General features: G+C 62.5%; 20 protein-coding genes. 12 read left to right on the forward strand and 8 right to left on the reverse strand.

From position 1 onward, the window contains the following. Positions 1–9 precede the first annotated feature (9 nt). Complete coding sequence (locus ACFQ6Y_RS03705) at positions 10–558, forward strand: pyridoxamine 5'-phosphate oxidase family protein (protein WP_378629111.1); 549 nt, start codon at positions 10–12, stop codon at positions 556–558. A gap of 112 nt (positions 559–670) precedes the next feature. Here ACFQ6Y_RS03705 and ACFQ6Y_RS03710 read toward each other — a convergent pair whose 3' ends face one another. Further along, positions 671–2,203: an FAD-dependent oxidoreductase gene (locus ACFQ6Y_RS03710; RefSeq protein ID WP_378629795.1), complete on the reverse strand. Its 1,533-nt coding sequence runs from the start codon at positions 2,201–2,203 to the stop codon at positions 671–673. A 153-nt stretch (positions 2,204–2,356) separates the two neighbouring features. On the opposite strand from ACFQ6Y_RS03710, the gene ACFQ6Y_RS03715 reads away from it, so the two are divergent. The 7 genes from ACFQ6Y_RS03715 to ACFQ6Y_RS03745 all read left to right on the forward strand — a co-directional run bounded on the left by ACFQ6Y_RS03715 (position 2,357) and on the right by ACFQ6Y_RS03745 (position 10,095). Then, complete coding sequence (locus ACFQ6Y_RS03715) at positions 2,357–2,983, forward strand: TetR family transcriptional regulator (protein WP_378532734.1); 627 nt, start codon at positions 2,357–2,359, stop codon at positions 2,981–2,983. Positions 2,984–3,175: 192 nt separating this feature from the next. Beyond that, on the forward strand, positions 3,176–4,339 hold the full coding sequence (locus tag ACFQ6Y_RS03720; RefSeq protein WP_378629116.1) for a steroid 3-ketoacyl-CoA thiolase: 1,164 nt from the start codon (positions 3,176–3,178) through the stop codon (positions 4,337–4,339). Positions 4,340–4,373: 34 nt separating this feature from the next. Beyond that, on the forward strand, positions 4,374–6,554 hold the full coding sequence (locus tag ACFQ6Y_RS03725) for an acyl-CoA dehydrogenase (RefSeq protein ID WP_378629130.1): 2,181 nt from the start codon (positions 4,374–4,376) through the stop codon (positions 6,552–6,554). Positions 6,555–6,561: 7 nt separating this feature from the next. After that, entirely contained in the window at positions 6,562–7,764 is a 1,203-nt protein-coding gene (locus ACFQ6Y_RS03730) for a lipid-transfer protein (RefSeq protein ID WP_378629133.1), read from the forward strand. Beyond that, on the forward strand, positions 7,764–8,633 hold the full coding sequence (locus tag ACFQ6Y_RS03735; protein WP_378629136.1) for a MaoC/PaaZ C-terminal domain-containing protein: 870 nt from the start codon (positions 7,764–7,766) through the stop codon (positions 8,631–8,633). The genes ACFQ6Y_RS03730 and ACFQ6Y_RS03735 overlap by 1 nt, the downstream gene beginning before the upstream one ends. Next, positions 8,633–9,283 (forward strand): PaaI family thioesterase, encoded by a 651-nt coding sequence (locus ACFQ6Y_RS03740; RefSeq protein ID WP_378446788.1) that lies wholly within the window; start codon positions 8,633–8,635, stop codon positions 9,281–9,283. Before ACFQ6Y_RS03735 ends, ACFQ6Y_RS03740 begins: the two co-directional genes overlap by 1 nt. A 23-nt stretch (positions 9,284–9,306) precedes the next feature. Next, positions 9,307–10,095, forward strand: coding sequence for an SDR family NAD(P)-dependent oxidoreductase (locus ACFQ6Y_RS03745; RefSeq protein WP_378629798.1), 789 nt, complete (start codon positions 9,307–9,309; stop codon positions 10,093–10,095). Between the two features lie 7 nt (positions 10,096–10,102). Here the strand turns inward: ACFQ6Y_RS03745 and ACFQ6Y_RS03750 are convergent, their stop codons facing one another. Continuing rightward, positions 10,103–10,927, reverse strand: coding sequence for a mycofactocin-coupled SDR family oxidoreductase (locus tag ACFQ6Y_RS03750; RefSeq protein WP_378629140.1), 825 nt, complete (start codon positions 10,925–10,927; stop codon positions 10,103–10,105). Between the two features lie 135 nt (positions 10,928–11,062). On the opposite strand from ACFQ6Y_RS03750, the gene ACFQ6Y_RS03755 reads away from it, so the two are divergent. After that, the gene (locus ACFQ6Y_RS03755; protein WP_378629143.1) at positions 11,063–11,218 is read left to right on the forward strand and encodes a hypothetical protein; all 156 of its coding nucleotides are present in this window, start codon (positions 11,063–11,065) and stop codon (positions 11,216–11,218) included. Positions 11,219–11,240: 22 nt separating this feature from the next. On the opposite strand, the gene ACFQ6Y_RS03760 is transcribed toward ACFQ6Y_RS03755, so the two are convergent. The 6 genes from ACFQ6Y_RS03760 to ACFQ6Y_RS03785 form a co-directional block, all read right to left on the reverse strand. Beyond that, a complete protein-coding gene (locus ACFQ6Y_RS03760; RefSeq protein WP_378629160.1) occupies positions 11,241–12,701 on the reverse strand; it encodes a DUF222 domain-containing protein in 1,461 nt (486 codons plus the stop codon). 76 nt (positions 12,702–12,777) lie between these two features. After that, positions 12,778–13,293, reverse strand: coding sequence for a nuclear transport factor 2 family protein (locus ACFQ6Y_RS03765; protein WP_378629162.1), 516 nt, complete (start codon positions 13,291–13,293; stop codon positions 12,778–12,780). A 1-nt stretch (position 13,294) separates the two neighbouring features. Further along, entirely contained in the window at positions 13,295–14,191 is an 897-nt protein-coding gene (locus ACFQ6Y_RS03770) for a TIGR03619 family F420-dependent LLM class oxidoreductase (RefSeq protein WP_378629164.1), read from the reverse strand. Positions 14,192–14,196: 5 nt separating this feature from the next. After that, positions 14,197–14,553: an EthD domain-containing protein gene (locus ACFQ6Y_RS03775; protein ID WP_378629166.1), complete on the reverse strand. Its 357-nt coding sequence runs from the start codon at positions 14,551–14,553 to the stop codon at positions 14,197–14,199. Between the two features lie 33 nt (positions 14,554–14,586). Then, the gene (locus tag ACFQ6Y_RS03780) at positions 14,587–15,057 is read right to left on the reverse strand and encodes a nuclear transport factor 2 family protein (RefSeq protein ID WP_378629169.1); all 471 of its coding nucleotides are present in this window, start codon (positions 15,055–15,057) and stop codon (positions 14,587–14,589) included. After that, a complete protein-coding gene (locus tag ACFQ6Y_RS03785) occupies positions 15,054–16,715 on the reverse strand; it encodes a class I adenylate-forming enzyme family protein (protein ID WP_378629171.1) in 1,662 nt (553 codons plus the stop codon). Before ACFQ6Y_RS03785 ends, ACFQ6Y_RS03780 begins: the two co-directional genes overlap by 4 nt. A gap of 254 nt (positions 16,716–16,969) precedes the next feature. Between ACFQ6Y_RS03785 and ACFQ6Y_RS03790 the strand changes: the two genes are divergently transcribed. Genes ACFQ6Y_RS03790 through ACFQ6Y_RS03800 form a run of 3 tightly spaced genes read left to right on the forward strand, consistent with a single transcriptional unit; the run spans position 16,970 to position 20,306 of the window. Beyond that, positions 16,970–18,601 carry an AMP-binding protein gene (locus tag ACFQ6Y_RS03790; RefSeq protein ID WP_378629801.1) on the forward strand — a complete coding sequence of 544 codons (1,632 nt, stop codon included), beginning with the start codon at positions 16,970–16,972 and terminating at the stop codon, positions 18,599–18,601. Next, positions 18,598–19,428 carry an SDR family NAD(P)-dependent oxidoreductase gene (locus tag ACFQ6Y_RS03795; RefSeq protein ID WP_378629174.1) on the forward strand — a complete coding sequence of 277 codons (831 nt, stop codon included), beginning with the start codon at positions 18,598–18,600 and terminating at the stop codon, positions 19,426–19,428. The genes ACFQ6Y_RS03790 and ACFQ6Y_RS03795 overlap by 4 nt, the downstream gene beginning before the upstream one ends. Next, positions 19,425–20,306, forward strand: a complete 882-nt coding sequence (locus tag ACFQ6Y_RS03800) for an LLM class F420-dependent oxidoreductase (RefSeq protein WP_378629176.1) — start codon at positions 19,425–19,427, stop codon at positions 20,304–20,306. The genes ACFQ6Y_RS03795 and ACFQ6Y_RS03800 overlap by 4 nt, the downstream gene beginning before the upstream one ends. Positions 20,307–20,308 lie beyond the last annotated feature (2 nt).

Consider the following 20,308-nt stretch of genomic DNA (forward strand, 5'->3'; position numbering starts at 1 on the left):
ACTTTCGGCATGGGGCGCGTCTACGAAGGCATCGATGAAAAGCTCACCCCGTGGTTGCAGGCTCAACCGTTGTTCGTCGTTGCCACCGCACCGTTGTCTGCTGACGGGTTGGTCAATTGCTCACCCAAAGGGGGAGTCGGATCGTTTGTGGTGCTGACATCTACCCAGGTGGCGTACCTCGACCTGACTGGTAGCGGAGTGGAAACTATCGCGCATGTGCGCGAGAACTCGCGAATAACCCTGATGTTCATGGCATTTGGCGGACCACCGAAGATTGTACGGCTTCACGGCAATGCGCGCGTTCTACTGGCAGGGTCGGAACCGTTCAACGAGCTGGTCGGTAAGTTCCCCGACCACCCGGGGCTGCGGTCCATCGTCGTGGTTGATCTGACGCGCGTCTCGGATTCGTGCGGATACGCAGTACCGCTGATGGACTACCAATCCGACCGTGACGTGCTCGACCGCGTGGCGGAGAAGAAGGGCCCGGAGCGGCTCATCGCCTATCGCGCCGAGAAGAACGCGAAGAGTGTGGACGGTTTGCCCGGTATCGACCCGTAGTGACAACATCGGGACGCCGTGAGAAAGAAAGGCCGTGAGAAAGAAAGTGGGGCAGCCGATTGCGATATCGACTGCCCCACGATCTGTTGCCACACAGTGTGATTGAACTACGTTACTTCGCCATGTCCTGGGCTGCTCGGTAGGAGAAGACCATTGCCGTTCCCAGCGGAACTCCGGGGCCGGGGTAGAAGCGGCCGCTCAGTGACGCGCTCGTGTTACCGGCGGCGTACAGGCCGTCGATGGCGCTGCCGTCGGCGCGAAGGACTCGACCGTTGACGTCGGTGACCAATCCGCCCTTGGTGCCGAGGTCACTGAGGACGATGCGAGCTGCGTAGAACGGACCGTTCTCGATGGCCGTCAGCGCCGCATTCGCGCCGCCGTTGGGCGGGCAGAAGAATGTGTCGTATGGGTCCTCTCCGCGGTGGAATTCTTCGTCGACGCCCAGTTTTGCTGCATCGTTGAACTTTTCGACGGTGCTGCGCAATGCGTCGGCCGGTAGTCCGGTCTTGGCGGCGAGCTCTTCGAGAGTATCGGCGCCCACCCAGGTTCCGGCTTCGAGGTGTTTGGCTGGTGCCGTGTTCGGGATGCAGATGGCGGGCAGCCCGCCACCCTCGCGTGAGTCGAAGATCATGAACGACGGTACGGCAGAACCGTTGTCGTCGTGAGCATCCATTGCCCGGCCGAACTGGTCGTACGGAAGTGATTCGTTGAGGTAGCGCTCGCCCGCCTTGTCGACGACGAGGCCGCCGCGAACGCCGACCATGAAGGCTGCGCTGCCGTCGGGCTGCTCGACGCCGGGGCAGAACCATGCCTGATCGAGCAACGCGGTTGCGCCACCGACAGCGACACCGGCAGAGATCGCGTCGCCGGTATTGGCACCGAACGGGCCCATGCTCCAGATTGCCTTGCCAGGGGTGCCGGCCTGCTCACGCATCTCGGCGTTGCCTTCGATACCGCCCGCTGCCATCAGGACACCGCGGTTGGCCTTGATTCGCTGGGTTTCGCCGCCCGATTCGACCTCGGCCCCGACGACTCGTCCGTCTTCGACGATCAGGGAGGAGAGAACGGATTCGGTTCGAAGTTCTGCTTTGCCGGTGCTCTGGACTGCGGCCAGCAGACGGCCGATCAGTGCGCGCCCACCGATCATCGGGCCGGGAGCATGGCCTTGACCGGTGCGGTCTTGGTCCAGTTCCGGACGCACCTTGCCGGCGAGATCACCGATGTCGGCGGGATCAAGATCGAGCGGGTTGATGGAGCGTCCCGTGTCCATCCGGCCCTCGGCCTTGTAGTAGTCGGGAAACGCCCGGAACTCGAATTCGATTGTCGGGTTCTCCTCGAGCAACGCGACCACTGCCGGTGCGGTCTCGACGTAGGCGTCCTGGCGATCGGACTCGGAGTCGCCGAGCAGCGCGCGCAGATAGGTGCGTGCGTTCTCCGTCGAGTCAGGCAGTCCCGCGCGTTCCTGTACCTGGGTTCCCGGCAGCCAGATGGATGCGCCCGAGTACGCGGAAGTTCCGCCGAAGCGATCGGTTTTCTCGAGGACGATCGTCGTCAATCCTCGAGCTGCCGCGGTGTATGCGCCGGTCAGCGCGCCGCCGCCGGAGCCGACTACCAACACGTCGCACTCGGTGGTCCAGTCCTGCATCATTGCGTCCTTACTCCAAGAGGGTGGGGTGTCCACGGAATACCGCACGGAGAGAGTAGGCCATGCCAGGTCCCACTGAGCGGGCAATATGCCGAGATGGGTGATCGAGATGCGAGAATTGGCGAGGTCGTTCGCGACCGAGACACAGAATCGATGATGGGGGCGACGTTGCCGAGAATTGCCGAGGTCAGGGACGCTGCCGAGCCCAGTTCGGACGAGCAGCGGGCGCGCCATGTGCGAATGTTGGAAGCGGCTGCCGAATTGGGGACCGAGAAGGAACTCTCACGGGTTCAGATGCACGAAGTCGCCAAGCGGGCGGGCGTGGCCATCGGCACCCTTTATCGCTACTTCCCCTCGAAGACGCACCTCTTCGTCGCGGTGATGGTCGAGCAGATCGATCAGATCGGCGACAGTTTCGCCAAGCATCAGGTTCAGTCGGACAATCCGCAGGACGCGGTGTACGAGGTGTTGGTTCGCGCCACTCGCGGGTTACTGCGTCGGCCGGCTCTCTCGACCGCGATGCTGCAGTCGTCCAGTACCGCCAATGTCGCGACGGTGCCGGACGTGGGCAAGATCGATCGTGGATTCCGGCAGATCATCCTCGATGCGGCCCGAATCGAGAACCCCACCGAGGAAGACAACACAGGTCTGCGTCTGCTGATGCAGCTGTGGTTCGGGGTCATCCAGTCCTGCCTCAATGGTCGAATCTCCATCCCCGATGCGGAGTACGACATCCGCAAAGGGTGTGACCTGCTTCTGGTGAATCTCTCACGACACTGACGTGACCTCGCCCTCTCGGGGGTGAGTTCGTCATAGCTTCAAAATTGAAATCAATTCTATTATTGAAGGTGTCTTGGTGCCGAAGTGGCCGTTTGTGGGGGCGTTGCCCTCCTCTCATTAATAGAATACATTGCAAAAAAGTTGACGGTGAGCCAGCTCACCGACCGAAAACTCCACGAAGGAGCGCACATCATGGGTCATGCAGTCATCGTCGAGGCCGCTCGTACACCGATCGGCCGTCGTCGCGGCGCCCTGGCGGGACTGCACCCCGCCGAGATTCTGGGAGCAGCGCAGCTCGGGGTCCTCGAGCGGGCAGGCGTCGCACCGGAAGACATCGGACAGATCATCGGCGGCTGTGTCACCCAGGCAGGTGAGCAGTCCAACAACGTCACGCGGCAGGCGTGGCTGCACGCCGGATTGCCGTACAGCACAGCCGCAACCACCATCGACTGCGCCTGTGGATCTGCGCAGCAGGCAGTGCATTTGATTTCCGGCCTGATTTCGTCTGGTCAGATCTCGGCCGGTATCGGCTGCGGCGTCGAGGCCATGAGTCGTGTGTTCCTGGGCCAGGCCAATGCGCCCGGAACGGGAAACCCGTACCCGGACGACTGGACCATCGACATGGGTGACCAGTTCACCTCTGCTCAGCGTATTGCCGAGAAGCGTGGCATCACACGCGCGGACGTCGACGCCTTCGGTCTCGAGTCGCAGCGCCGTGCAGCCCAGGCCTGGGCAGAAGGCCGTTTCGACCGGGAGATCGTTCCCGTCAAGGCTCCGGTCGTAGACAAGGAAGGCGTGCGTACCGGCGAGATCGCCACCGTCACTCGCGATGGCGGCCTGCGTGAGACGACGGCCGAAGCGCTCGCCGGGCTCAAGCCGGTTATCGAAGGCCATATCCACACCGCCGGCAACTCGTCGCAGATCAGTGATGGCGCGGCTGCGGTACTGCTGATGAGCGAAGAGCGCGCACAGGAACTGGGATTGAAGCCCCGCGCGCGGATCGTCGCGTCCGGCATGGTCGGATCCGATCCCTTCTATCACCTGGACGGACCGATCGAGTCCACCCAGATGGTGCTCGACAAGGCCAAAATGACCTTGGACGACATCGATCTCGTCGAAATCAACGAAGCGTTTGCCTCGGTCGTGCTCTCCTGGGCGCAGGTTCACGGCGCAGACCTGTCCAAGGTCAACGTCAACGGTGGTGCGATCGCGCTCGGACATCCCGTCGGTTCCACGGGCGCTCGTCTGATCACCACTGCGCTGCACGAACTCGAGCGCTCGAACAAGTCGACGGCTCTGGTCACGATGTGCGCCGGTGGCGCTCTCTCGACCGCCACCATCATCGAACGCATCTGACCCGTACTGACACTGTCGAATTGACGAGGTAGACATGACTATTGGATTGAGTGAAGAAGATCGCGACCTCCGCGACTCCGTACGGGGCTGGGCGGCGCGCCACGCAACACCCACCGTCATCCGTGAAGCTGTCGAGGCGAAGATCGAAACCCGCCCGCAACTCTGGAACGGGCTTGCCGAGCAGGGGCTTCTCGGACTGCACGTAGCCGAGGAATTCGGTGGCGCCGGTTACGGACTGGTCGAACTCGCGATCGTCGTCGAGGAACTGGGACGCTCCATGGTTCCCGGTCCGTTCCTGCCGACGGTAGTGATCAGCGCTGTTCTCAGTGATGCCGGAGTATCGGGCAGACTGCCGGCACTTGTGGACGGAAGCACGCTCGGAGCTGTTGCACTGCAGCCGGGTTCGCTGAAGATCGCGCGGGACGGTGACACTGCCACGCTGAGCGGTACGTCCAGTCAGATTCTCGGCGGTCATGTCGGCGACGTGTTCCTGCTCGCTACGGACAGCGGGTTCGTGTTGCTTGAACGCGATCGTCTCGAGGTGACAGACCTGGCCAGCTACGACGTTGTACGTCGTAACTCCGAGGTCACCGTCGACGGACTAGTTCTCACTGATGCGGAAATCCTCACCATCGACACCCAGCGTGTACTTGACATTGCCTCAACATTGTTCGCGGCCGAGGCATCCGGCTTGGCGGACTGGGCAGTCACGACCTCAGCCGACTACGCGAAGGTGCGTCAGCAGTTCGGTCGTCCGATCGGCCAGTTCCAGGGCGTCAAGCACAAGGCTGCTCGGATGCTCGCTCTTGCCGAGCAGGCACGCGTCTGCGCCTGGGATGCTGCACGTGCCCTGACGCCGGTGAACGGTGTCGGTGCCGAAGAGGCTTCTCTCGCAGCAGCCGTCGCCGGAGCAACTGCTCTGGAGGCCGGCTTCTCCGTCACGCGCGACTGCATCCAGGTGCTCGGCGGTATCGGCTACACCTGGGAGCACGACGCACACCTTTACTTGCGTCGTGCGCAGTCCTTGCGAATTCTGCTGGGTTCCACGGCATCCTGGCGTCGACGCGTTGCCGAGTTGACTATTGCCGGCACCCGGCGCGTGCTCAGCATCGAATTGCCGCCCGAGGCCGAGGCGATCCGCGCCGACGTTCGAGCCGAGCTCGCACCGGCGTTGGACCTCGAAGGTGCCGCGCAGAAGACGTATCTCGCGGAAAAGGGTTACACCGCGCCACACTTCACGGCTCCGTGGGGCAAGTCCGCCGATGCCGTCAGCCAGCTGGTCATTGCCGAAGAGCTACGCGCTGCGAAGATCAAGCCGCACGACATGATCATCGGCAACTGGGTCATCCCGACGCTCATCGCGCACGGCAACGAGGAGCAGCTTGCCAAGTTCGTCCCGCCGTCACTGCGCGGCGACATCGTCTGGTGCCAACTCTTCTCCGAGCCCGGCGCAGGTTCCGACCTCGCGGCTCTGAGCACCAAGGCCACCAAGGTAGATGGCGGCTGGAAGTTGCAGGGCCAGAAGGTGTGGACGTCGATGGCACGCGACGCGCACTGGGGAATTTGCCTCGCCCGCACCGACGCCGACGCCCCCAAGCACAAGGGCTTGTCCTACTTTCTCATCGACATCAAGAACAGCGGTCTCGACATTCGTCCGCTGCGCGAGATCACCGGCGAGGCACTCTTCAACGAGGTGTTCTTCGACGACGTCTTCGTTCCGGACGAGTGCCTGGTCGGCGAGCCGGGTGACGGCTGGAAGCTCGCTCGCACCACGCTGGCCAACGAGCGTGTCTCGCTGTCCAACGACTCGTCTCTGGGATCGGGCGGCGAGGCTCTGCTGAGCCTGGTCGACGGACTTCCCGGTGGTATCGACGACGAGCAGCTGACGGTTCTCGGAAAGGTGCTGTGCGACGCACAATCCGGCGGTCTGCTCGGTCTGCGCACCACATTGCGCTCGCTTACCGGCGCACAGCCGGGGGCTGAGTCCTCGGTGGCAAAGCTGATCGGCGTCGAGCACATCCAGCAGGTCTGGGATGTGGCGATGGAGTGGGCTGGTCCCAGTTCCCTTCTGGGCGATCAGCATCGGATGTCTGCGACGCAGATGTTCCTGAACTCGCAGTGCATGTCCATCGCCGGTGGTACAACCAATGTTCAGCTCAATATCATCGGTGAGCGAATCCTGGGTCTGCCCCGTGACCCCGAACCGGGAAAGTGATCTGCGCATGAGCAATCGCACCTTCGTCATCGGCGTGGGCATGACCAAGTTCGAGAAGATCGAGACCCGCGACTGGGAATACCCGGACATGGTGACCGAGGCAGTCTCGAATGCCCTGACCGATGCCGGGATCGGCTACGACCAGATCCAGCGTGCTGCAGTCGGTTACGTGTTCAACGCGTCGACTGCCGGCCAGCGAGCCCTCTACGAGACCGGGCTGACCGGCATCCCCATCTTCAACGTCAACAACAACTGCGCCACGGGGTCGACGGCGCTGATGATGGCGCGCGAATGGGTCCAGGCAGGACAAGCGGACTGCGCGTTGGCTGTCGGATTCGAGAGGATGACCAAAACGGCGTTGACCGGCAACGGTGAGATGCCCAAGGTCACCACTTTGGACTCTCAGCTGAAAATCATGGTCGAGGACTACGGCTTCGCCCGCTCGCCCATGACCGCTCAGTTGTTCGGCAACGCTGCCGTCGAACACATGAAGAAATACGGCACCACGGTCGAGCAGATTGCAGCCGTGGCGGTCAAGAACCACAAGCACTCGGTCAACAATCCGTATGCACAGTTCCGTGACGAGTACACCCTCGAACAGGTACTGGGCGACAAGATGATTCACGAGCCGCTGACGCGCTCACAGTGTTCGCCGACCTCGGACGGTGCTGGTGCCGCAGTGGTCGTGAGCGAGAAGTTCGTGCGTGAGCACGGTCTCGAAGACCAGGCGATCGAGATCGTCGCGCAGGCTTTGACCACCGACACCGAGGCAGCGTTCGCCGAGAAGTCGATGATCGACGTGGTCGGTGCGCCGATGACGGCAGCCGCGGCCGAACAGGTCTTTGCGCAGGCCGGGATCACCATCGATGATGTCGACGTCATCGAATTGCACGACTGCTTCGCGATCAACGAGATCATCACCTACGAGGGCCTGGGGATGTGCGCGGTCGGAGATGGCGGAAAGCTCGTCGAATCCGGCGCAACCACCTACGGTGGCCAGTGGGTTGTCAACCCGTCGGGTGGTTTGATCTCGAAGGGACACCCGCTGGGTGCGACGGGCTTGGCACAGTGCGCCGAACTCACGTGGCAGCTCCGCGGGACGGCAGATGCCCGCCAGGTCGAGGGCGCTCGAATTGGACTGCAGCACAACCTCGGACTGGGCGGCGCGTGCGTCGTGACGGTCTACCGAGCCGGAACCTTGGAGAACTGATGGCTATCGATCTTGCAGTGGCATTGGCTGCCGAACCGACTGTGCGCGAGGCGTCGTGGACCGATCGCGACGTCATGCTTTACCAACTGGGTCTGGGGGCCGGCGTGAACGCGCTGGATCCTGCTGAACTGACCTGGGTGTACGAAAAGGGCCTGAAGGTACTCCCGACGTTTGCAATGGTTGCAGGCCAGGGAGTTTCGGCGGGTGTACTGCCAGCGCCGTCGATGAGCATGCCGGGAATCGACATCGACCTGCACAAGATCCTGCACGGCGGGCAGTCGCTGTCACTTCACGCCCCGATCCCGTCGACGGGTACCGCGCGTATTTCCTCCCGAGTTGCCGACGTCTGGGACAAGGGAAAGGCGGCTGTGATCGTTCTCGAGACCGCAGCGCATGACCTTGACGGGAATCCGTTGTGGACCACAGGAATGCAGATCTGGGCGCGCGGCGAAGGCGGATTCGGCGGAGAAGCCGGACCCGAAGTTGTTGCCGGGGTGCCTGATCGAGCGCCGGACAAGGTACTGACGTCGAGTACCAGTCCCTCGCAAGCGTTGGTGTACCGACTCAGCGGAGACATGAACCCTCTCCACGCCGATCCTGCCTTCGCGAAGATGGCGGGCTTCGACGCACCGATCCTGCATGGTCTCGCGTCGTACGGCATCGTCTGCAAGGCAGTGGTAGACGGGATTCTCGACGGAGATCCGACCCGGGTGAAGAACTACTCGGTGCGGTTTGCCGGTTCGCTGTTCCCCGGCGAATCCATCACCACCTCGGTATGGCAGGACGGCAACACACTGACCTTGGCGGCGACGTGCCCCGAGCGCGAGAACTCCCCGGTCCTCACACACGCAACAATGGAGATCAACTGATGGACCTCGGTACGCACCCCACGGCAGCAACACATCCGGGCGGCACGATTCTGACGTCGCCGCCGCAGGACGCCCCGGTCGACCGGGCGACGGCAGCGGCGCGTCGCGTTGTCGACGCGATGCTGCGGACCGACCGCGGAAACGCCAATCTGGACCGGGTTGCGGAGGAGCTCAACAGCATTGCCGAGCACCTCGAGCAGCACTCGCCCGAGGTGGCCGAGCGGTTGATCGACATGTGGAACGGTGAGGGCGTGACTCGTCACGATCCAGTGACCGGTCCCGAGAACGCCATTGCGCCGCCGCTCGTCTTGGAGGGGCTCGCTGACGGTTCGGTGCAGGGAGTCGTCACGTTGACACTGCCGTACCAGGGACCTCCCGGTCACGTGCACGGCGGCGTTTCGGCGCTGCTGCTCGATCACGTTCTCGGTGTCGCCAATGCCTGGGGTGGAACCTCCGGTATGACAGCACAATTGAGTACTCGCTACCACCGCCCGACTCCGCTGTTCGAGCCCCTCACCATCAGCGGCAAGTTCCTTTCCAAGGACGGTCGCAAGATTCACACCGTCGGCGAGATCAAGACGGCGGACGGCGAAGTGTGCGTGTCCGTAGAGGGATTGTTCATCGACAAGACGGTGCCGCGCCCTAGGTAGGGGTTCTGATGAAGGAGGCCCCCGTGGGCAAGCTCGACGGACGTGTAGCAGTGGTCACCGGTGCCGGTATGGGCATCGGTCGCGGAGTGGCAGGCGCGTTTGCACGTGAAGGCGCGTCGGTCCTGGTTGCCGAGATCGACGAGGCAGCTGGTATCGAGACGGCGCAGTGGCTGCGCGACGAATGGGGCGTGGAGGCGGAGTTCATCCGCACCGACGTCACTGACAAAGCGCAGGTTGTTTCCATGGTCGACCGGGCCGTGGAGCGGTTCGGACGCCTCGACATTCTGGTCAACAATGCTTGGCGGACTTTCGGTTTCGCTCGGTTCGAGAAGATGACCGACGCGCAGCTGCGCGGCGGTTTCGACATGGCGGTGATGGCGGCTTTCTGGGCCATGCAGGCTGCACTACCGGAACTCGAGCGTCACGGCACGGGCCGCGTGATCAACATGTGCAGCCTCAATGGCGTCAACGCCCACATGTATTCGGTGCAGTACAACGCGGCCAAGGAAGCTCTGCGGACGCTCACTCGAACCGCCGCGCGTGAGTGGGCTCCTCGGCAGGTGACCTGCAACGTCATCTGCCCCGGCGCGCAGAGCGCGGCGTACAAGCGTGTTGCCGAAGCCAATCCGGAGAACGTGGCCGTCATGGCCGCACAGAATCCGATGGGGCGGATCGGGGACCCTCTCGACGACATCGGTCCCGTTGCGGCCTTCCTGGCGAGTGACGACAGCCGGTACGTCACCGGCAACACCCTCTTCGTCGACGGTGGTGGGCACATCAACGGTGTGCAGTGGGCGCCGACGGTCGACTGATCGGCGGTTACTTGGCCGTGAACCCCGCGTCGACAGGCAACGCGATACCTGTGACGTACCGAGCTTGATCCGAGACCAGCCAGGCAATCGCGTTGCTGACGTCGGAAGCCTCGATCAGCCCGACGTCCAAGAGATTGCCGACGTCGGCTCCGCTCGATGTGGGGGAGTCCGCAAACAGTTTCGAGACGGCATCGTTGACGACCATCGGCGTATTTGCTCCCGCCGGATGCACGGAGTTGACACGGATATTGTGGGGAGCAAGCCAGTGTGACCACGTGCGTCCCAGCCCCACGATGGCGTGTTTACTCGCGCAGTAGCCGTCGGATCCGCCGGTACCGTCACCCCCACGTCCGACGAGTCCCAATGTCGAACCGGTAAGGACTATCGCGCCGCCCGTCCCTTGCTCGATCATCGCGGGCGCTGCGGCCTGGACGGTGTTCCAGACGCCGAAAAGATTGACCTCCATCTGGTCGCGGAACGCGTGGGCATCGTCGACGTCCGGGGACATCATGCCGATACCGGCGTTGGCCAGAACGATGTCGAGGCTGCCCAACGCAGCGATTCCTTCGGATACTGCAGTTCGCAGTGCGGGCAGATCGCGAACATCCACTTCTCGTGCGACGATATTTCGCCCGAGGTTCTCGACCAACGCTGTTGTCTGCCGTAAATCGTCGGCGGTTCCCATCGGGTAGGCCACCGATTCGATCTGATGGCAGATGTCGAGCGCAATGATGTTCGCGCCCTCTTGCGCCAATCGCACGGCGTGGCTTCGGCCCTGACCTCGGGCGGCCCCGGTGATCAGTGCGGTTTTGCCTTCCAACTGTCCGGGCATGAGTGCTCCGTCCGTCGCAAATCTTGAATTCTCGGTCACGAGTAGAGACCCGAGTGGACGGCGAAACTCGTCGCCGGCGACGTAGTCTGAGTTCAGATACAGCGGGAACTCGCTTCGGAAGAGAAGAGGCTCGGGATGTCCGAATGGGTGAAGAAGGTCGAAGCTGAAGCCAAGGGGCTCCTCGCCGAGGCGGAAGAAGAGCTGACCGTCCTCGAAGGTGTCGACACCATTGATCCACTAACTGAAGACGATCCGGCAATAGACGACGACGCCAAGCCGGCGTCGGACTGACACTGCGACGCATCGACGCGCCTCAGAACGGTGGCGGGTCATCCCCGTAATTGATGGGTTCTCGGTGAGCTCGCAGTGAATTCCACCGCCTACGGCGCTGGTTATTGCGTTCGCTCTGGATACGGGCAGCCTTGTTCTCTGCCTGGGTCCGCCGATTTCGACCACCTTGCGGCGGTATCGGTTCGCGTAGGCCGGCCGTCAGCCCTGCGGGTCGCGTTCGGTAGCTGTGCCCGGTCGGCGACGTCAGCGACATGGTTCGATCCTCGTTCGACGCGAACCGCCACCGGTCGGAATGCTTGAGGCGATGATGGTTGCGGCAGAACGCACTCATATTCGACTCGACTGTTTTGCCGCCGCGGTCGGGGTCGCCATGATGGAAGGGTTCATTGTGGTCGAGGTCGGAATTCCAGGCCGGGACATCACAATGCAGCCACTGGCAGCTGCCCGCGATGATCCGCAACCACGTGTCGAGTACTGCACCTGGCCGGTAGACGTGTGCCGACGCAGCCACCGGTTCGGTGGCGACATCAGCGGGTACGCGGACCTTTCGAATGACGGCGTCTTGTGCGATGTCGCGAGCATGCTCGGCGCTGATCACTCCGTACCCGTCCAGGTGGGCGGCCTCGCCGCCACCGCGCAGAGTGGAATCAGTCATCACGACGTGAACCACGGGTCGACGAACGACAACAGCACCCCTACGATCCTGCGGGCAATCAGCACGGTCACAGTTACACGGCAAGAACGGTGATCCGTTGGTCAACTCGAAGAGCGCGTCGGCTCGTCGTTGCTCGTAGGTTCGTGAGTCATTTCGGCACACCGACATCGCCAACTCGCGCAACCGGCCGTCGAAGGCCCGAGCCTGCTCGGCCGGAACGCTTCCCAAGATTTTGGCCATCCCGTCCTCGGCGGCACTGACCCCGACGAACCGATCGGTGAGAGCGCGACGTCGACGTTCTCGCATGCCTTCCGGGTCCACCGCCGCCACGATCCGATCGATCGCCGCCGTCAGTCGCCTTCCCGTCAGGCCGGTTCCGCCGGCCACTGGCGGAGCGAGAACCTGCTCGAGCAGCAGTCGTTCGACCTCGTCGATCAACTCGTCTTTCACGTTCGTCGTTGCGGAATCGATCAATCCCACGCGGTACAGATCCAACTCGCCACGCGCCATCGCCGCTCGAGTGCGATGCAAACGGGTCTTCAACGAGAAACCCAACCCGATCAACTTCCCGGCAGCTGCGCGACCCATCGTGAGCGTCGCACCGATTTCCGATTCCGCCAACTCGTGTGCGGTCGACGACCAGGTCCCACTGGCGACATGCTCTGAGCTTCGCCGCGAAAAGAACTCGGCAACGACGGCGAGCTTGCGTTCGGCCAGCATCGCCTCGCATGCGTGCAGATCGGTCATGAGATCAACCAGGGCACAATCAGTTTCGGTACCGGTCAGCTGTGCTGAGATACCGAAAAGCTCCGTCGCGGGGTTGAACATCCATTCATTCTATTCGAATACGTGTTCGAATAGAATGGAATCCTCAAATCAGTCGAAAAAGTCCGGTTCCTGAATCTCAGTGCATCTCAAGGGTTTGCCGTAATGCTGTCAGGGGATCCGAGGTATCTCGACGCCCGCGCGGGCCAGGCCCCTCGGGGTTGACGAAGCGGCCCTCGTCCGAGCGGGTCCACTCTCGTACGGCCCATCGCTCCTTGATGGCCCAACGTCCATCACGTCGCTCCATATGGTCGATGAACCGCGCACCGCTGGTAAAGTTGACCATCCCGATGCCTTCAGCACCGCCCCAGTGAGTGGACATCGAGTACGCCTCGCTGATCGCCTGGTCGCCATGCAGTTCGACCAGATGATTGCCGATGTGGTGCATCGTGCCGCCAATCGCCGAGAGTTTCGGTGTGACCCAAGCGATGTACTCGTCGATGTTGCCGTCGAACCCGGTGTGATGGTCGACCGCATCCGGATGATAAGCGCTGCGGACGAGATCGAAGTCGAGGCGATCGATGCCGCGGCAGTACGTCAGAACCACCTCACGAATAGCCTGCTTGTCGATGAGATCCTGCAGTGCCCGGTCCATGTCACGCCTCCTTGATGTTGGTCATCCAGTCGATCAAATCTGGTAGTTCTTCAGCAGCGCAATCGAATACGGCAGGTCGGAGCACGACGACGGACGCGCCGCGGTCAAACCAGTCCCGGACTTTGTCCGCGGTTGCCGAGAGGTCTACGGATCCGCTGTCGCGTCGAACGGGTGCCGCGGACACCTGCACACGTGCGGTGTCCGGGTCACGGTCATGAGACTCGAACGTGCTGCGCAACAACGCAACACTGTCGGTGAATGTTCCCAGATCGGTCGGGTTCACGGTCCAGCCGTCGGCAACGCGTGCGATGCGGTCGAAGTTCCGCTGACTTGGTCCGAAACCGAAGAGCACCGGTACATGGGATTGGGTCGGCAGTGGGAGGCTGTGGTAGTTCTCGAAAGCGAAGTCGCGCCCCTTGAAGGTGGCCGGGGCATTGGTCCACAGTGCGCGGCACGCTGCGACAGTCTCCTCCATGCGGCCGAATCGCGCGTCGAATGGCATGTTGGTGGCGGTGTATTCGGCTTCTTGCCATCCAACGCCGAAGCCCATGACGGTGCGACCTTCGGACAACGAGTCGAGTGTGGCAACCTGCTTGGCGAGCAGGGCCGCCGGGCGAACAGTGGCGATCAGAACCGATACCCCGAGGCGAGCGCGCTCTGTCACCGCGGCGATCGCGGACAGAAGTGAGATCGGTTCGTACCAAGGATGATCCAAAGGGAACGAGAAGTTGTGTTCGACTACCTGCTGAGCGTGTGCGTCGGCATTGAACCCCAGGTGATCGCCGGTGCAGATCAAGTCGATCCCGGCACGGTCAGCACGCGCGGCGAAGTCCAGAACGGGGCGAATCTTGCCGTCGAACATGGCCTCGAGGCCCAAAATGTTGACGCCGATCTCCATCGGAGTCAGCTCCGAGGCAATTCGCGCTCGTCGACGACGAACTGAATGATCCTCGTTTGATCGAGGAAGTTGGATTCGTCAGCCCGAATCCGGTTGCCTACCTCCGGTTGGGCGTGAGTTGCGAGCATGTCTTCGTATCCGGACTTATCGCTGAACCACATTTCGGTGATGACATCGAATTGTGGATCCGGGGTGTCGCCGGTGCGTAGAACCTGAGTCAGGTCCGGGAAATTCCTTCGGTATTCGATGATTTGAGGGAATGTTTCGGTGATCAGCGGAGCATGGTTGTTCTCGTAGTAGTCGACGAATTCGTCTCGCGTCAGTCCGGGTTTGCGAGTGAGAAGGGCGATTACCTTGAACACGTGGTCTCCAGTTTCCTCGGCAACGAGATGGATTCAGAGTGCGCGTCGGGCGTGGGCGGACAGGTCGCCCATATTGTCCAGGCAGAAGAGCCTCGAGCTGAACTGCCACGTTCCGTCGACGCAGGTGAAGCGATCGAAGTAGCGCCCGGACAGGATAGGTTGCAGGGCAAGCGCTTCAGTACCTTGTATGACCGTGATGTACGAGAGTGCCGACGCCGATTCGCCGTCGACCGCAATCCGGGTGTTGGTCAGCAGATGTTTGGTTCGCGGAATCGGCGGATCTCCGTACATCCGAATGAATCCGCTGCATGCTGCAAAGACGGCATCGGCGTCGGACGAAATGAGCGTGGTGGCAACTCCGTCCGGCCCGCACTGCCCGTAGTCGGACTGGGCGAACAATGCGGCGACTTCGCGCAATCTGCCCTGATCGATCAGATGCGTGTACTCACAGAGCAGGTCACGGATCGCCGACTCGGCAACGATCCGTGACAGCTCCGCGGTCATACGGTGATCTCGCGCCGAACCATCTTGCCGGTTGCATTGCGAGGCAACAGATCACCAGTGATGCGCCACTTCGACGGAACCTTGAAGTAGGACAGGCGCTCGGCGGCGTAGTCGCGCAACTCTGCCTCCGTGGTCTCTGCTCCGGGACGCAGGACCACCACAGCGGATACTTCCTGGCCGAGGTCGGGGTGCGGCATGCCGATGACAGCGCACTCGATCACGTCGGGGTGTTCGTCGAGCGTCTGCTCGATCTCGGTGGGGTAGACGTTTTCGCCGCCACGCAGGATCAGGTCGGAACGACGGCCGGTGAGACGGAGACGCCCGTTCTCGATGACGCCGAAATCGCCTGTGCGGAGCCAGCGCCCGGGCGCGATTGCCGACTCGGTAGCCTCGTCGTTCTCCCAATATCCGAGCATGACGAACGGGCTGCGTACACACACTTCACCTTCGATGCCGTCCGGCAGCCACTCGCCGAAGGGATCGCGAATCTCCATCGAGACGGTGATGATCGGACGGCCGAGAGTGCCTGGGAACTCTTCGAGTTCGGCGCCTACGGCCACTGCGATGGCGGTGCTGCATTCGGTGAGGCCGTAGCTGTCGACCAGAGCATTGCGTGCGAACGGCACCTGCTCCTTGAGTCGTTCTTTGAAAGCCGGCGACGACGGCGCGGATGCCAGCGAGAAGGAAGTCAGGGAAGAGACGTCGTACTTGGCAATGTTGCCGTGTTCGAGTAGGCGCGACGCCATTGTGGGTACCGCACCCCAGTTGGTCACGCGCTCGCGTTCGACCAGCCCGAGCACCTTGTCGACGTCGAAGCCGCCCTCGGTCAGGATGACGGCGCTGCCGGTCGCGAGACGGGGGACCACCAGATTGTGCAGGCTGGCGATGTGGAAGAGCGGGGACGTGAGCAGATAACGCAGCGGGCTCGGCTTGGAAGCGTCGTACTCACGGCCGGTGAATGCGGCGCCGATTGCGTCGCTGTAGCGGTGGTAGTCGACGACGGCCATCACGTTGCGGTGCGAGTGGAGTGCGCCCTTGGGACGACCGCTGGTTCCGCTGGTGAACAGGATGACTGCGGGGTCGTCTTCGTCGATATCGGTGCTCGGCACGTCGGAGCCTGCATACTCCGAGATCAGCGCGGGCAGATCCTCTTCCATGGTGAGGACCGTGATGTCTGCCGGCAGCTCGGGGAGAGCGGCGCCGCGCTTGGCGTCGACGACAAGAACCTTCGGACGCGAGAGCTCGATCCCGTGGGTTACCTCTCGCGGAACCCACCAACCGTTGAGACCGACCGCGATCGCGCCGAGCGCCTGCGTCGCGAAGAACGTCATGACCCACTCGGGAGTATTGGCGGCGAGGATGCCCACTCGGTCGCCTTTACGGACCCCGTACTTGTCCCGCAGGGCAGTTGCCAGAGCGGCGACGGAGTCGGCGTGCTCGGTGAACGAGATTCGACGATCGCTGGTGACGAGATAGTCGCCGTCGCCCCAGGCCCGAGATGCCGAGATGAGCTCACCGATGGCGCGACCACGGTTCTTCATCACGGGCATGACGGTGCCGAGAACCTCTTCTTCGACGATCTCGAATGGCCCACCTGGACCAGTGAGGCGTGAGACCGCCTGGTCCAGAAGCAACTGCGGATCTGCGGGGGCAGTCATGGAATGGCCTTTCGTATTGTGGCGCTTTTCACGTCACAAAATCTCACGAGAAAATCATATCTGTGGCGGCGGTTACCACTGAGCGAGACTGGGAGGGTTCCGGCTCTGAGGCGTCGATACGTTCGAGTCGTATCGCAGTTGGAGAAATCGACATTCCGATATCGACTAGGACACAGGACACGATGACGAACACCGCCACCGAAGCATCTTCGAACGCAGCGCTTGCAGCACCCCAGCGCGAGGACGTCGCGCAGATGTTGATCGACCGTCTCGGTGATCAGCACCTGGGGCTGCGGACGCGCACGCAGGACTGGAGCTGGGACGAGGTGGTGCGCGAGAGCGCAGCGCGCGGCTCGCTTGCGAAGTCGCTTCGCGCGCCTGGACCGTTTCACATCGGAGTACTTCTCGAGAACGACCCCGAGTTTCTCTTCTGGCTCGGCGGTGCGGCTCTGACCGGGGCCACGATCGTCGGCATCAATCCGACCAGGCGTGGAGCTGAACTCGAGGCTGAGGTCCGGTACGTCGACTGCCAGCTGATCGTCACCGACAAAGCAGGCTACGAGAAGCTTGCCGGCCTTGACCTCGGGCTGACCGAAGATCGTTTTGTCCTTGTCGACGACGCGTCCTACGCGGACAATATTTCAGCTAACCAGGTCGAGTCACCTCAGATCGACCTCGGCGTCGACGCGTCGACGCTGTTCCTGCTTCTCTTCACCTCGGGCACCACTGGAATGTCCAAGGCGGTGCGGTGCAGCCAGGGACGTTTGACGCGGTTGGCCTACGCGAACTGCGCCAAGTACGACATCGGCCGCGACGACGTCTGCTACTGCTGCATGCCGCTCTTCCACGGGAATGCGCTGATGGCCCTCTGGGCGCCGGCGCTCTCACAGGGAGCCACCGTCTGCCTCGTTCGCAAGTTCACCGCCTCGGGTTTCATGCCGGACGTTCGGTTCTACGGCGCAACGTATTTCACCTACGTCGGTAAGGCCTTGGGGTATCTCATGGCGACGCCGGAACAGGCCGACGACATCGAGAACACCCTCACTCACGGCTTCGGGACCGAGGCGTCGCCGGGAGACAAGGCAGAGTTCATCCGCCGTTTCGGTGCGCAGCTTTTCGAGGGATACGGTTCGAGTGAAGGTGCCGGTTCGGTGGTGCTCGATCCGAACCAGCCTGCCGGCGCACTGGGCCGTCCCGCGAACGAGAACATCGTCATCGTCGATCCCGATACCCGCGAAGAGCGACCGCGCGCAATCCTCGACGAGCACTCTCACGTGCTGAACCCCGACGAAGCCATCGGCGAGATGGTCGACAAGGCCGGGTCGAAGAAGTTCGAGGGGTACTACAAGAACGAAGACGCGATAGCCGAGAAGATCCGCCACGGTTGGTACTGGACAGGCGATCTCGGCTACGTCGACGAGGCCGGGTTCATCTACTTCGCCGGTCGCAAGGGTGACTGGATCCGCGTCGACGGCGAGAATACGTCGGCTCTGATGATCGAGCACATCCTGCGTCGCCACCCCAAGGTGATTGCAACGGGTGTCTTCGCGGTGCCGGATCCGCGTTCGGGTGATCAAGTGATGGCTGCGATCGAGGTCGCCGATCTCGCCGATTTCGATCCGGTCGAGTTCGCGGCTTACCTTGCCGCGCAGGCAGATTTGGGTACGAAGGCGGCGCCGCGGTTCGTTCGCGTTTCGACAGACCTGCCGGTCACGGGGTCCAACAAGGTGCTCAAGCGTGAATTGCAGGCCGACCGCTGGCGTACCGACGAACCGGTGTTCCACTGGGTGGGCCGTGGCGCCCCCGAATACACGTTGATGACCGAAGCTGACGTGGTGAATCTGGAGAAGGAGTTCGAGACACACGGCCGTTCGCGGTTCCTGTGAGTGGAGTTGCGCTGGTCACCGGCGCTTCCCGGGGGATCGGCCGAGAGTGCGCGCTTGCCTTCGCGCGCGCCGGATTCGACGTTGCAATCACTGCTCGCACCGTTCGTGAAGGAGAGGGGCGGGCAGCTCCGCGAACGAGGCAGGGCGAGCAAGTGATTCCGGTGCCCGGCAGCCTGGAGACGACGGTTGGCGAGATAGAGGCCTTCGGGGTGCGAGCGTTGGCCGTCCCGATGGACCTGCTCGATCTGGCCTCCGTCCGCGGCGCCGGTGAACGGGTGCTGGAGGAGTGGGGACACGTCGACGTGTTGGTGAACAACGCCTACGCACAGACGGTCGGAAACATGGACCGGGTGCTCGACATCGAGATCGACGACGCTCAGGCGATGGTGATCGGGAATTACCTGCACCAACTCGCTCTGGTTCAGGTGATTCTGCCGTCGATGATCAAGAGCGGCAACGGCGTTGTCGTCAACCTGGCATCGGGCTCGGCCACCATGGATCCGCCTGCGCCGCCGGGGGAGGGCGGCTGGGGATTGTCGTACGCTGCCTCGAAGGCGTCGTTCGGACGTATCGCCGGGGCGATCAACTCCGAGTATCGGGGCGCCGGGATCAAGGCGTTCAATCTGAGTCCGGGATTTGTCATTACGGAATCAGGGAAAGCCCGTGGTGGCGCAGACGCGATAGTCGACGCAGGGTTCGCTGCCACACCGGCATCCGTACCGGCTGCAGCGGCGGTGTGGCTTGCAACAGATCCGGATGCGGACCGGTTTCTCGGTCGCGTCGTGGACGGTCCGAAATTGATGGCGACACTGGAGGAAACGGTATGAAGCTCGGCGTAGTCGTTCCGGTCGAATTGGGTCGAAGTGGAGACCCTGATTGGATTCTGCAATTCGCCCGTGCGGCCGAATCGTTGGGTTTCGACGAGATCTCGGCTGTGGAGCACTCGGTGGTCATCGCCGACACCGAGAGTGAATACCCCTATTCTCCGACCGGGAAGTCGCATCTGCCCGATGACTGCGACATCCCGGATCCGCTGGAACTGCTCTCGTTCGTGGCCGGTGCCACAACCACTTTGGGGCTGTCCACCGGAGTTCTGGTGCTGCCCAATCATAATCCGGTAGTGCTCGCCAAGCGCCTGGCGACGCTTGATCGACTTTCGGGTGGGCGCCTGCGCATCTGCCTCGGACTGGGCTGGATGAAGGAAGAGATCGAAGCGTGCGGCGGTGACTTCGAGCGTCGTGGCAAGGTAGCCGACGAGGCGATCGCGGTGATGCGCGCACTCTGGGCAGGCAAGGAAGCGGTCGACTTCGACGGTGAATACTTCTCGTTCAAGGGTGCATACAGCTGGCCGAAGCCTCACCGCGAGTCGGGAGTTCCGCTCTACGTCGGTGGACACAGTCTCGCGGCCGCGAGGCGAGCAGGCCGATTGGGTGACGGTTTCCAGCCGCTGGGACTTGCTGGTGAAGACCTCGACAAGGCCGTTGTAGCGATGAAAGCTGCTGCGGTCAAAGTCGACCGAGATCCCGCCGACGTCTCGCTCGTTCTCGGTGCGACATTACCCAGACTCGACGAAGCAAAGCTGGACTGGGCACGCGGTTTGGGAGCCGATCGAATCGTGCTGTCCGCCAGCCGCCGTGGTACGTCGTTGGAACTGATCATCGACGAGATGGCCGAATGCTCGAAGCGTTTGGGGCTCGGAACGTAAAT

The organism is Rhodococcus sp. NPDC056516, assembly GCF_042794655.1.
GTDB lineage: Bacteria > Actinomycetota > Actinomycetes > Mycobacteriales > Mycobacteriaceae > Rhodococcus_F.